Origin of the sequence: Pseudoalteromonas luteoviolacea, from assembly GCF_000814765.1 — a bacterium.
Lineage (GTDB): Bacteria > Pseudomonadota > Gammaproteobacteria > Enterobacterales > Alteromonadaceae > Pseudoalteromonas > Pseudoalteromonas luteoviolacea_H.
Genome location: NZ_JWIC01000007.1, coordinates 145,924 through 159,250, shown reverse-complemented (window position 1 = coordinate 159,250; position 13,327 = coordinate 145,924). Strand labels below are relative to the sequence as shown.

The window sequence follows — 13,327 nt, the reverse complement described above, 5'->3', positions numbered from 1 at the left end:
AAACTCGCTAACTTTAACCATTACGTTTTAGAACATAAAAAGGTTTTTTATGGAAAAGGTATTTCACTTAGGGTTGACCAAAGCAGATCTTCAAGGGGCCACACTTGCAATCGTGCCTGGTGATCCAGAACGCTCAAAGCGTATTGCACAACAGCTAGATAATGCAATTTGCCTAGCGCAAACGCGAGAATTTCACATTTACCTTGCGACAATCAAAGAGCAACCTGTTGTAGTATGCTCAACAGGGATTGGCGGTCCATCTACGTCAATTGCCGTTGAAGAGCTGGCTCAACTTGGTATTAAAACTTTCCTTCGAATTGGCACAACTGGCGCAATCCAGCCGCAAATTGACGAAGGCGATATTCTGGTTAGTACAGCATCTGTCAGATTAGACGGTGCGAGTCAGCACTTTGCGCCATTGGCTTATCCAGCAGTATCTGATTTCCATAGCACGCAAGCTATGGTACAAGCATGTGAATTTGAAGGTGTGCCTTACCATACCGGTATTACTGCCTCCAGTGACACCTTCTACCCAGGTCAAGAACGTTACGATACTTTCTCAGGCTATGTTTCTAAAGCCTTCCAAGGTTCATGCGAGGAATGGCAAAAGCTAAACGTCATGAATTATGAAATGGAGTCCGCGACCCTGTTCACTATGTGTGCGGCACTGGGACTTAAAGCAGCGTGTGTCGCAGGCGTCTTAGTTAATCGAACTCGACAAGAGATCCCAGATGTGGACCATCAGCTTGTCGAAAAACGTGCAGTGTCTGTTGTTATTAAAGCAGCTGAAATATTACTGACACAAGAAAAGTAGGCTAGCGCCTACTTTACTAAAATACGTGGTGAATGAGAGGCACATTACCTTTTAAGCTCGTTAATACAGCTTGCGCCACGGATTTTTGATTCTCATACCCAGCCCTTTCAACCAGGGTAATTTGTTCTACATCCGCTTCATCCAGTTGCTCACCAGACAGCGCTAATTGACTCAAAACACTATTCATTGGCGACAGACTTGGGCTGTACGCTGCATTCTCAGCGTATCTGCCATAAAATGCTCTCCCATCAGTCAATACTAACTCAGCGGCACATAGATTCTCAGTATATGGAACATAAGCAAATCGTAAATGCTGTTTAAGCGCATCAGAGATAGGTAGATCGATATTAATATTAGATGCAGTATTTGCCATTAACGACGAAGCATTACCCAAATCATTTGGACCAAAATCACAAGGAAGAAGCTCACTGAGCGAGTATGTCCCAGTCGGAAGTAAAATTGTTAAATTTCCAGCAGAGCTTAGCTCATTCATAAACTGGCGACAGAATCCGCATGGTGCCGCGTTAATCGCAATTGAAGTGATTTCTTGAGCACCATTAATCCACGCGTTATTTATGGCTGCTTGCTCAGCATGAACAACCAAAGATAACGCTTGATGTTTAAACTCTAGATTAGCACCAAGGTACATATTTCCCGTCACTTTATCAAAAGCGACAGCGCCAACAAGAAATTGTGAGATGGGTGCTTGGGAGAATTTTGCGGCGACTGGCAATAAAGCTTGTTGCAGTTGTTCTAGCTCACAGTGAAGCCGTTCTGTCAGTTGGGAGACGATATTCGCACTGAGCGTACCATTGGATTGCTTCGCAATATCGAAAATATATTCTTCTGTTTTGTTGTCTATTATTACCATAATTTAATTATTATAGAATATGGCATGCCAGTTTACGCAGGTTTTATGCGTTACTCAACCATTCCTTCGCAGATTTAAAACATTCAAAGTTTTCTGCATGAATGCCAAATCTTTTGACTTTTTGTAAGAAGAGATCGTGCATGTAACCCTCAAACCCTACTACCCGAGCTATCTGTATATTTGTCAGGTAATGTGCCACCCTAGGCATGACATTAACGATATCAATTGCAGCAAACTTGTGCTCTAGCTCAGACACGTCGACCAGTACCTTTCTACTACCATGTTGCTCAGAATAAGCTTTAGCAGCTTTATAAGCATTCACCACATCTTCAGCTCCGGCTTTGCCACGCACGGTCATTAAGATGAGTGACGTTGTTTTATCATAAGTAATACTGGTTGATAATGCTGACATATAGAACTCTGCAGAAAGATCGATTAATAAATTAATAAAGAGGGCAAGGATTTTAATTTAAAGCTCGCTGCTGTCAATGAAATAAGATTTAAAAATGAGTAAAAAATAAAAAACCAACCACAAAGGATTGGTTTTTTATTTCCACAAGTTATATATATGTGATAAAGCAATACAAATAATACATAAGCACTAGCCAGTATTACGCAAACCTGCCGCTATACCCATCATGGTTATCATCAGTGCGCTATCTAAAGTATCCGCATCCGTACTTCGCGTCCTTTTTAACAACTCTACTTGCAATAAATTCAGCGGATCTGTGTAAGGGTTCCGTAATGATATTGATTCTTTAACCCATGGTTGAGCTGATAATAGGCTCCCCTTTGGTGCCAAGCGTAAGATCTCTTCCGTTGTTTCCTTGAGCTCAGCACGTAACTGCTTGCCAATGATCTGTAAGTTTTCCGGCACTAATCGCTCATCATAATACTCGCTTAACCACAGATCAGCCTTACAAAACACCATCTCAAGCATTTCTAGGCGAGTTCTAAAAAATGGCCATAGTTCACTCATCTCCTCGATGAGGGCATCCCCGCCCAAACTTAGAACCGCTTTCAAGCCTTCATTTGCACCGAGCCAAGCAGGTAACATAAGGCGGTTTTGACTCCAAGCGAAAATCCAGGGAATGGCTCTGAGGCTCTCTATCCCCCCTTTTGGGTTACGTTTTGCGGGACGCGAGCCGAGTGGTAGTTTGGCCAGTTCAATCTCAGGCGTTGCACTTCTGAAATACGACACAAAGTCTGGCGTATTTCGTACATATTTGCGATACCTTTCGCATGACGCTTCACTGAGCAGGTCCATAGCCTCGCGCCATTGTGTTTTTGGCTTTGGTGGAGGGAATAAATTGTTTTCAATAATCGCACTGGCATATAAGGACAAGCTTTGAATTGCAACCGGTGGAAGACCAAATTTAAAACGGATCATTTCACCTTGCTCCGTCACTCTCAAACCATGCTTCAATGAGCCTGGAGGCTGTGAGCGCAATGCTTGGCGTGCTGGTGCGCCTCCGCGTCCAATGGTGCCACCGCGCCCATGGAATAACTTCATTTTAATGCTGTGTTTATCACCTAATTCAATGAGCGATTCCATCGCTCGATATTGCGCCCAACCGGCCGCCATCATCCCTGCATCTTTTGCAGAGTCAGAATAACCTATCATGACATATTGCTGATGAGACAAATGACCTTTATACCAGCTCGAACTAAATAACTCGGTCATGACCGTGTCGGCACGATTGAGGTCGTCCAGCGTCTCAAACAACGGCGCGACAGGCAAATTGAATCCCACACCACTCTCTTTTAAAAGTAGTTGAACTGCAAGTACATCCGATGCATATTGCGCCATCGATATGATATAAATGCCTAAAGATGCGCGGTCTTGCTGTGCAATCACATCAAACGTATCAATGACCTCTTTGACAGACTCACTAGGCCGCCAATGTTTTGGAATTATAGGCCGCCTAGAGCTTAACTCAGACAGTAAAAACGCTTGTTTATCTTGCTCTGACCACTGAGCATAATCACCCACGCCTAAGTACCTAGTTAGCTCTGAAAGCACTTCTGTATGACGCGCCGAATCCTGGCGAATATCAAGTTGACATAAGTTAACACCAAAACAGTTCAAGCGCCTTAGAACATCTAATAACAAGCCTTTGGCCACCACTTCCATGCCTAATTCATTGAGTGAGTCAAAACAAATTAACAGCGGAGTTTGTAGTTGCTCTGTGTCTTTAATTTTATCTCGGCATGACGTCGGCGAGCCTTTAATTTTACTTTCTAAGAAGTCGATGGTTTCACGTACATCTGCTTTTAAACTTTTAAGCAACGCTCTATACGGTTCATTTGTTTCACCAGTTCGCGACAGCAGCGACTGATTTGCACCGCTCATGGATAATTCTGCACTGAGCTTATCTAGATCGCGATAATACAGATCCAATGCCATCCAACGCCCATGATCCAGCACACTCTGAGTAACTTTAGCTGTGACGTTGGGGTTACCATCTCTGTCTCCCCCCATCCAAGAAGCCAGTTTAATCGGTGAAAAACTTTGCGGTAAATCAATGCCTAAATGCTGTTTAGCCATCTTACTAAGTTCACTCACAAACTGAGGAATGGCATGCCACAAACTATTTTCCACTACAGCGAATCCCCACTTGGCTTCTTCCAGTGGCGTCGGGCGTTTGTCTCTAATTTCATTAGTATGCCATGCTTGACAGATGAGCTGCGCTATCCTAGAAACAATTGTTTCACGCTCTACACCTGAGCACGCTATACTCTCAAGCTCCTTCAAACAGTCACTGAGTTCAACATGCTTGCTGATAATTGTCCGACGAGTAACCTCTGTTGGATGAGCAGTTAAAACCAGTTCAATTTGTAGCGTAGACAAAACTTGTAATGCGTCTGCTTGAGAACAGGTCCCTTTGTCTACGTGATCGGCAAGCTCTTTAATCGTGCTCTCAATCGTATCAAACGAACCGCCAGGCGCACCGGTTTTTGATATCGTATGATATTGTTCAGCTACATTCGCCAAGTTTAAGAAGTGATTGAATGCTCTGCACACAGGCAACAATTCTTCGTTGCTAAGCGCTTTGAGCGTATCGATTAGCATTTCTCTGGCTTGATCATCGCCCCCTCTCGATGCTTTAGCGAGATGCCTGATCTGTTCAACTTTTTCAAGTAATTCTGAGCCCTGAGCATGTTCTATGGTTGCCCCAAGACATTCACCTAGCAGGCTCACATTACGGCGAAGATTTGTATATTGCTGATCCATACACTTTCCTTTGAATACATTTTATGCAATCCAATATACTGTTAAACATACATAAATGAAAAGACCATTTGGTTACACTTTTTGACCAACACGATTTATGCACATAGGGACATCAACTGCGAAAAGACGCTTTAGTGATCCAATTCCCGAATAATACCGTACACTACAAAAACATAAGTTAGGTACCTTCATCATGGCTCAGAAAACGGCCGTTGTAATCGGGGCAAGCGGCGCAATTGGCAAAGCGCTGGTCAATTTACACTTACGTCACAATGACCATGTTGTCGCTATAAGCCGTGAAATAATAAATACATCGCATCCGCACCTAAATAAATTTGAAACCGATTATACAAAATCGAATATTGACGAGTTGGCCACTCGGGTATCTCGTATATACCCAGCAATCCATTCGATAAGCATATGCAATGGAGTACTGCACACAGAAGACCACATGCCCGAAAAACGTCTTGAGTCTTTTGACATTGATTACTTTGGCATGCTCATGCATATCAATACAACAATCCCGTTCATGTGGTTGCAAGCATTTATGCCGCACTTACTTTCAACACAAACACCGTGCGTCGTTACTGCACTCAGTGCCCGTATAGGCAGCATCTCAGATAACCAACTTGGTGGATGGTATAGCTACAGAGCGTCGAAAGCCGCACTCAATATGCTTTTCAAAACCGCTAGCATTGAACTGCAAAGACGCAAGTGCAATGCAAAGTTAATGTTGTTTCACCCTGGCACAACGGACTCAGCACTCTCAAAACCATTTCAAAACAATGTGCCAGCAGAAAAATTATTTAAACCTGAATTTGTTGCTGAGCAACTCAATATCTTTCAAAACAACAGAGAATTTAACGGTGCCGTCGACTTCATTGACTGGCAAGGTAAGAACATACAATGGTAATAAAATGATTGTTAACAACCAAGACATACTCGATCTCCCTGAACGTTATAGAGCCCACTTTATAAACAGCTTATCGGGGTATAAAAGCGCAAATTTGATCGGAACACGTGATTTAAATGGCAAAGAGAACTTGTCTATCGTCAGCTCTGTTTTTCATCTTGGCGCTAATCCTCCTTTACTAGGTGTCATATTCAGACCTCACAGCGTAAGACGTGACACATTAGAGAATATATTAGAAACCGAAACATACACAATAAACCACGTTAACTCACTTATTTGGCAAGAAGCACATCAGACATCGGCTAGATACGACGAAGACCAGTCTGAATTTGATGAAACAGGACTAACGCCATGCTATCACGAGAGTTTTGAGGCGCCTTTCGTTGCACAGAGCCAAGTTAAAATTGGCTTAAAATTAAGACAGCATCAAACCATTGAGCTTAATAAAACGGTACTGGTTATTGGCGAAATTGTTCATGTTGAAGTCGCTGACCTTGCTGTAAAAGAAGATGGATTTATTAACCTTGAACAATTAGACACAGTGGCAGTATCAGGACTCGACTGTTATCACACCACCAGCAAGATAGACAGATTGGAATACGCCAAACCGGATTTGCCTGTGACGCGAAAAGCATAACCTCTTGACACGCTGCTGTTAGCAAACTTCAATCAATGCTGGAATCAAATCCAGCATTTATCCCATGACTTTACAATTTAGTGTTTTTAAGCACCACGAGTAAATCACTCAACTCATCAAAATAGTGAGCTAATTCCTCTTGTTGATTATTGGATAGCGTTTCTCTAAGCCGTAACATGAACTTGATTTGATCTCGAATACGTCGCTCCCTTTTCTCAATACGGTGTTCAGGCCAATAGCGAGGATGGTTAACAACGTAGCGCCCTAGTTTTATAATGTCAGCTTCACCTAGCTGTTTTTGCGCTAATAGTGACTCGATTGCTGCAAGTCTATTTTGATTATTCAATGCCCTTATTTCTTGATAAAAAGCAGTTTTATCGACATGTCTCGCTATCATGTCTTTTTGTTTTTTATCTAAACTTCCTAAAATATCTTCAAAACGTGTTAGGGCCCTCGCCTGCCTATCGACATCGTTTTGTCTCAATTGCATTTTTTCTTTAATACTGTCGATCAGTTGTGCTTTTTGCGAATTATCCAGTGACATCAGAAACTTAATAGAGGCTGGCTCTAGGCTCTCTATGAGTTCATACCAATGTGCGTTAACCCGCATGCTGAGTTCATATAGCTGTTGCTCATCCATGTCCTTCCAGCCATTTTTAAGCACACTTAACCACTCTTGATAAGTTGGCAAGTAACGAGACTGGTGTATCACCTGCACTTGCCCAAACTCTTTTAAAAACCATGCTTGTTGATCGTCTGTGAGCGCTACATATTTTTCGAGCTGATTTAACGCCAACCTGTCTGAGTTTTTATACACAGTCCCATAAAAACAACCTGTCAGCATCAACAACGCTAAAAAAACCCAAGTAAACCTAAACACAACCCCTCCCAAACACAATTAATTATCATTTGCAGTTGACAATCAATAAAAAGTTATTGATAATCATTCTCAATGAAGCGGTGGTTTTGATTATACGCACAAGACTTACTTCATTAAGTGAATTGCTATTCGACCCAGTATATTCACAAACTCATTTACTTGCTACATTGCTCATATCGGTGACGGTAGATATGAAAATTAAAAGGCCCGAAAGGGCTTTTTTTATTTCCCTTCATAAGGTTATAGTCTAAACTGCATATTTATACTATGTGCATTAAACTAAACGAAAAACCCTGTGCCATAAGGAGAAATTAAGATGCGAAAGTTAACTCAAACACTTTTATTCTCGGGGCTAATTCTAAGCTCTACGCCAACACTTGCAGGGTTAGAAGAAGGCATCGCTGCTGCAAATCAAGGTAAATTTGATATTGCCATTAAAGAATTTCAATATTTAGTAGACATGGGCTTTGCACCCGGTATGTATGAATTGGCCAAAATGTATGACGGTGGTTATGGCGTACCGAAAAACCCTAGAAAAGCAGCTGAACTGCTGCAAAGGGCTGTGAAACTCGGAAGTGCTGATGCGATGTTTGCCCTTGCTGTGCTTTATCAAGATGGACGTGGGGTTAAACTAGATAAGCAAAAAGCCGTAGACCTGTTTACTCAAGCTGCAAAAAAAGGCTTACCTGCCGCACAATTTAACCTTGGTGTAATGAATGCCAACGGTGACGGCGTGGTTCAAGATTATGTCAAAGCGCGCTTTTGGTACGAACGTGCAGCAGCCAATAACTATACATTGGCTATGTACAATCTTGCCCTGCTCTACTACCAAGGTTTAGGCGTACAAAAAAATGTAGAACGCTCGTATATTTGGAATCTGCTTGCCGAATTTAACGGTTACACACAAGCAGCAGAGAGCCGCCAGCTAGATGAGCAAAGCTTATCTCGCTCTCAGTTAGAAAGAGGGCAGCGCATCGCCAACGAGATTTATCACAAAATTCAAGCCAAAACCTATATCGCAGGTAGTGGCTTCGCCGAATAAAAGTGTAAAGTTACTTCAAATATAGCCACGTCAGCAGCTTTTTAATGGCATGGCTATATTGATTGAACAAATTACTTCGCCAAATCCGACTACTGGATTGAAATACCGATTTCGTGTGACTAAAAGTCACGAACCCTTCCTGACCATGATATTGCCCCATACCCGAACGCCCAACTCCACCAAATGGCAGATCGGTGACCGCGACATGCAGCAGCATGTCATTAATACTGATAGAACCCGCTTGCAAAGATTGTCTGATATTGATTTGATCTTCAATATTGTCCGAGTATAAATAACACGTCAGTGGACTTCCTTGGCTTTGAATGATGCTTTTAGCCTCAGCTAAGTCACGCACCTTCAAGACACTCAGTACAGGGCCAAAGACTTCCTCTTGCATAATACGTGAATCTAGCGGGGGATTTAGCACTAAGTGTATTCCAAAGTGCTCAGCACATACATCTTCAAGCGGCTTAGAGTGGCAAACTTGCGCTCCAGCTTCAATCGCTTCTTTTACGATTGACGCTAGCCTTTTGGCATGATGTGCGTTTAAAACACCTGTTTTAGTTTCCTTACCTTCGCAACTAAGCAACTGATGTTTTAGTTTTGTGATAAAAGCATCATAGATAGATTCTTCTACCAACACATAATCAGGTGCCACGCACACTTGCCCTGCATTCATACTTTTTGCAAATATAATATCTAATACGGCTTTGTCTTGGTTCGCATCCGCTAACACCACCAAGGGTGATTTACCTCCAAGTTCCAAGGTGACCGGCACAAGATTTTGTGCGGCGGCTGCATACACTTGTTTACCAATGCTCGTAGATCCGGTGAAAAATAGGTGATCAAAACTTTGCTGGCTAAAGGCAGATGCAATAGCAGCATCGCCTTCGACAACAATGCAGTCATCCTCTATTGATTTAAGCACATCCCTCATCACACTGTTTACTGCCGGAGTGAATTCGCTGAGTTTTATCATCACCTTATTACCCGCTGCGATAGCTGTCGCCAGCGGGACCAGCGCCAATTGGATCGGATAATTCCATGGCGCAATAATACCAACAACCCCTTTAGGCACATACTCAATCCATACTTTGGAAGGAAAGAACTGCCAACCTGCTGTTTTAGATTGCGGTTTCATAAATGCATCGATATGACGACATAAGTAACGAATATGGCTTACGGTAGGGATTAAGTCAGCTACAAGCGTGTCGTACTCGGCCCGAACGCTAAAGTCTTGATTAGCCGCTTCTACGAAACGTTGTTTGTTTGCAATAATTGCAGCATTTAACTTTTTTAGTTTATCTTTTCTTTTCGCGCTCACTGGGAATGGCTCAAGACAGTATGCGGACTTTAAGCTCATTAACCCCTGCTCAATCACTTGTTCTTGATTCACTCTCTCAGCCTCACAAGTTTGCTCTCCATCAAAACTAAACAGTTAAACTTACCTTTTTATCGTGCCATTTTCAGCCTCTTAAGACTTACCCATTACTGAGCCTAATGTTCAGCTAGTTCATGCAGGAACGCAACCGTCACAATTTCAAAAGTCCTGACGCTCATATTTTTCATGCCATTATTTAACGTTAAAACAATATTCATCCATTAAAGCAGGCTTAGAAAGTTTTTAGATATTAAATCATATCAATCATTAATAAACCAAACTTATAGTTCGACGATAAAAATAAGATTGAACAAAGATAACGTATTTTTCAGTTCAACAAAAAGGCCACCTTCATTTAGGTGGCCTTACAACGGCTTAAAATAAATAGCGCTTAAAATACAAAAACCCACCGAGCAACCGTTAAGGTTAGAAGACTTATCATTGCAATAGCAATAAGGTTTAATACAAATCCAGCTTTAATCATATCCCTAATTTTTATCTCACCAGAGCCAAATACGATCGCATTGGGTGGAGTTGCAACAGGCATCATAAACGCGCAACTTGCAGCCATGGCAGCAGGAATGATCCACACCAAGGGAGTCCCCGTCACTTGCTCAGCAACCGGACCAAGTAAAGGTAAAAAGCCCGCAGCTGTTGCCGTATTGCTTGTCAGCTCAGTTAAAAATGTAATTAAAGCAGCCACAGCAATTACACTCAATACAAGTGGAATAGCACTCGCTCCCGCTAATAGGTTTGCGATGTACTCAGCCAGGCCAGATCCTTTAATTTGGCTCGCTAAAGTTAGCCCGCCACCAAATAATAAGAGTATGCCCCATGGCACTTCTTTTGCAGCAGGCCAGTCCATGACTTTTTTGCTCGCCTTTACTGTCTGCAGGTAAAACAAATAACATAATAGACGCTGCAACAGCGATTCCCGTATCCGTTATGTTTAACCCTGTCCATGTTTGTAAATAGGGTCTCCAATAGCCAACCAAATACAGCAAATAAGAAAACGTACATGACGTTTTTCTCAGCAATCGTCATGTTACCTTGCGCTTTGAGCTGAGCGGAAAATACCTCTGTCATCTGACTGTTGTTTTGTTGCGGAGCAAGTTTGAACGCAAACTTAGTTAACCAAAGCCAACACAAAATAATCATGCCAAATGTAAATGGCACCGCAACAATCATCCATTGTCCAAACCCTATTTCTATTTGATGGTTGTCCACAGGTAAGCGACCATTAACGCATTTGGTGCTGTGCCAATAATAGTACCTACTCCACCTAAGCTTGCACTATAGGCAATAGCCAATAACAAAGCTTTGGCATAGTTATCACAGTGAGCACCGTTTTTTTGCAAAACATGGATCACAGACAACGCAATCGGTAATAACATCAATGTGGTGGCCGTATTATTTATCCACATAGACAAAAAGCCACTCACTAACATCATAGCCAGTACTTGATACTTAGGATTTGTGCCACTTTTAAGCATTGTTTTCAGCGCAATACGTTTTGTGCAACTGCGACTTTTCCATCGCAATTGAAATCAAAAAACCGCCTAAAAATAAGAAAATTAAAGGATGCGCATAGGCAGACGAAGTACTCTTTATGTCGTTTATCCCCGCTAGAGGCACAGCCAATAAGGGCACCAATGAGGTAACAGGAATTGGGACTGTCTCACTTACCCACCAAACAGCGAGCCACATTGCCAAGCCAGCTGTGCGCCAGCCTTGCTCTGATAAACCTTCAGGGCCATGGGTGATACATGTCATTAAAAAAAGGAAAGGGCCTAGAAATAGCCAAAACTTGTTATATATGGAACTGCCTTTAACCATTGTATCCGTCATTTTTCTATTTTTTATAATTGTGCACTTAAAATAAGGAGGCAGTATGAATGACCCCCTACGTTTCCACAAGCCCACAACACCTCTAAGTTACATAAAACCGAACTTTTTAATTACCACAATGTAAAATAGGTAATTGAAAACGCTACTGCCAGGCAGCAGCGCATAACATCACCTTGCCTTTATGGTCATCGTCACACCAGCAGCTTGCGTATAGCCTCTCAAATCAAAATACCAATTGCCGGATTCGGGAAGCGAAATGGTACACGTTTCTTCATTACCATATTTGTAAGGACGGCATCGAAATTGGGAGGTTGACGACTGAGTGCCAAATTGACATATAAATCTGCATCGCCCGTTCCACCTGAAATTTTCACTGTCAGCTCTTGATAGCTACTCCCTATAGCCAGAGACGTTCGCCACCACTGCCCAGAAGATACGTTCAAATTTGTGTATGTCTGGTCAATTGGCGTAGGCTCTGTTGGTGGTGGCGTTACACTGCCAGCTGTTTTAGCTAACTCCGCAACATACGCACTCGCCAACTTAGCAAAATGAATTGAATGATCCGCGTCGTACTCAGTATCATTGGCAGTGTGTATTAAACGATTTGACTCTCTCATCCGTGACTCAAATGGAAATGACGCTGGAAAACTCTGTTGATACCAAGATGCATGATCAGAACAACCATAACCACAGCGATCAAAGCCATAGCTCACGTTCGTCAAATACCTATCAAGCAACTGGCTCATAAAGTTATTTTGTGCGCTATTGGTATAATCGGTAATGAATACGATATCGTACTGACCACCTTTATGCCCAGACATATCAAATTGCGCCATACCTACTACATTTTTACCCGATGCTTTATAATCTTGGGCGATCGCTTTGGAGCCTCTAAGCCAACTTCCTCTGCTGCAAACCCATTATTTTCACCGTTCTTTTCGGCTTATAGTTTGTAATCCACAATGGCCTTAAGCACTTCACTGAGTACCGCAATTCCTGACGCATTGTCATCGGCCCCTGGCGCTCTGCCACTGCTGGGTTACTGCCATTGATTGAATCTAAATGCCCACCAATAATCACAATTTCATCGGCCAATTCGCTCCCAGGGACCGTCACCACCACAGAGGACTGAGCCCATGAATGTGTGTAATGCTCGACAGAGATATCCGGGCGCGTACTGGCTAAGCTCTGCCAGTGGCTTTTAACCAGTTTGACGCGTCAACACCAGATTGTTGAATGTAGTAACGATTATAAAACCCGGTCATCGCACTCACGGTGTTAACTAATCCGTGGTCGATACTTTTCCCATTAAAGCTTGCACTGTTTCAGGATTATCAATTGAATATGTTAACTCTGGCTGGTTATTATGAGCATACTCTAATGTGGTCAAATAAGCCTTTGCCTCTGCTTCACTATCATGAGCGACCAAAACCCTCCGCATCTGTGATACTGCTCATGCATAAAGTGACTGAGGTTTTCATGCTCTGCCTCATGCATTAATAAAATATCCGCTTCTTGGTGAGTGTGACTTGCTTGGATATATGAACGACCTTTAACTGAGTTTTCTAATTGGTAGTGATGACTTGCTGATGCACCTAACGTTATCCATTTTTTTTCAGATACTGCATTTGATAAAGAGGAAAATGTAAGACACGCCAACAAACATAAGTATGTGTTTGAACGCATAATTTATCCTTTGGAAGATA

At 42.4% G+C, this 13,327-nt stretch carries 11 protein-coding genes and 2 pseudogenes; 4 read left to right on the top strand and 9 right to left on the bottom strand.

From position 1 onward, the window contains the following. Positions 1–49: 49 nt before the first annotated feature. Positions 50–814 carry a uridine phosphorylase gene (gene udp, locus JF50_RS15205; RefSeq protein ID WP_039610291.1) on the top strand — a complete coding sequence of 255 codons (765 nt, stop codon included), beginning with the start codon at positions 50–52 and terminating at the stop codon, positions 812–814. A 16-nt stretch (positions 815–830) separates the two neighbouring features. Here udp and cdd read toward each other — a convergent pair whose 3' ends face one another. From cdd to ppc, 3 genes are all read right to left on the bottom strand, one after another. Beyond that, the gene (cdd, locus tag JF50_RS15200) at positions 831–1,685 is read right to left on the bottom strand and encodes a cytidine deaminase (protein ID WP_039610290.1); all 855 of its coding nucleotides are present in this window, start codon (positions 1,683–1,685) and stop codon (positions 831–833) included. Positions 1,686–1,728: 43 nt separating this feature from the next. Next, positions 1,729–2,097: a hypothetical protein gene (locus JF50_RS15195; protein ID WP_039610289.1), complete on the bottom strand. Its 369-nt coding sequence runs from the start codon at positions 2,095–2,097 to the stop codon at positions 1,729–1,731. 189 nt (positions 2,098–2,286) lie between these two features. Beyond that, positions 2,287–4,920, bottom strand: coding sequence for a phosphoenolpyruvate carboxylase (gene ppc / locus JF50_RS15190; protein WP_039610288.1), 2,634 nt, complete (start codon positions 4,918–4,920; stop codon positions 2,287–2,289). A gap of 193 nt (positions 4,921–5,113) precedes the next feature. Between ppc and JF50_RS15185 the strand changes: the two genes are divergently transcribed. Both JF50_RS15185 and JF50_RS15180 read left to right on the top strand, forming a co-directional pair. Then, entirely contained in the window at positions 5,114–5,833 is a 720-nt protein-coding gene (locus JF50_RS15185; RefSeq protein ID WP_039610287.1) for an SDR family NAD(P)-dependent oxidoreductase, read from the top strand. A gap of 4 nt (positions 5,834–5,837) precedes the next feature. Next, positions 5,838–6,470 (top strand): flavin reductase family protein, encoded by a 633-nt coding sequence (locus tag JF50_RS15180; protein WP_039610286.1) that lies wholly within the window; start codon positions 5,838–5,840, stop codon positions 6,468–6,470. A gap of 70 nt (positions 6,471–6,540) precedes the next feature. Here the strand turns inward: JF50_RS15180 and JF50_RS15175 are convergent, their stop codons facing one another. Continuing rightward, complete coding sequence (locus JF50_RS15175; protein WP_152614558.1) at positions 6,541–7,350, bottom strand: DUF6279 family lipoprotein; 810 nt, start codon at positions 7,348–7,350, stop codon at positions 6,541–6,543. 316 nt (positions 7,351–7,666) lie between these two features. Here JF50_RS15175 and JF50_RS15170 point away from each other — a divergent pair, with 316 nt between their 5' ends. Then, positions 7,667–8,392: a tetratricopeptide repeat protein gene (locus JF50_RS15170; RefSeq protein ID WP_039610284.1), complete on the top strand. Its 726-nt coding sequence runs from the start codon at positions 7,667–7,669 to the stop codon at positions 8,390–8,392. A gap of 10 nt (positions 8,393–8,402) precedes the next feature. Here JF50_RS15170 and JF50_RS15165 read toward each other — a convergent pair whose 3' ends face one another. From JF50_RS15165 to JF50_RS27650, 5 genes and pseudogenes are all read right to left on the bottom strand, one after another. Then, positions 8,403–9,788: an aldehyde dehydrogenase family protein gene (locus JF50_RS15165; RefSeq protein WP_052262347.1), complete on the bottom strand. Its 1,386-nt coding sequence runs from the start codon at positions 9,786–9,788 to the stop codon at positions 8,403–8,405. Positions 9,789–10,164: 376 nt separating this feature from the next. Continuing rightward, positions 10,165–11,621, bottom strand: a pseudogene (locus JF50_RS15160) (SLC13 family permease). 218 nt (positions 11,622–11,839) lie between these two features. Next, complete coding sequence (locus JF50_RS27655) at positions 11,840–12,499, bottom strand: M28 family peptidase (RefSeq protein WP_268747839.1); 660 nt, start codon at positions 12,497–12,499, stop codon at positions 11,840–11,842. 65 nt (positions 12,500–12,564) lie between these two features. Further along, a pseudogene (locus JF50_RS27800) lies at positions 12,565–12,618 on the bottom strand (hypothetical protein); the annotation flags it as partial. A gap of 389 nt (positions 12,619–13,007) precedes the next feature. Next, positions 13,008–13,307, bottom strand: a complete 300-nt coding sequence (locus tag JF50_RS27650; RefSeq protein ID WP_052262344.1) for a hypothetical protein — start codon at positions 13,305–13,307, stop codon at positions 13,008–13,010. Positions 13,308–13,327: the final 20 nt, after the last annotated feature.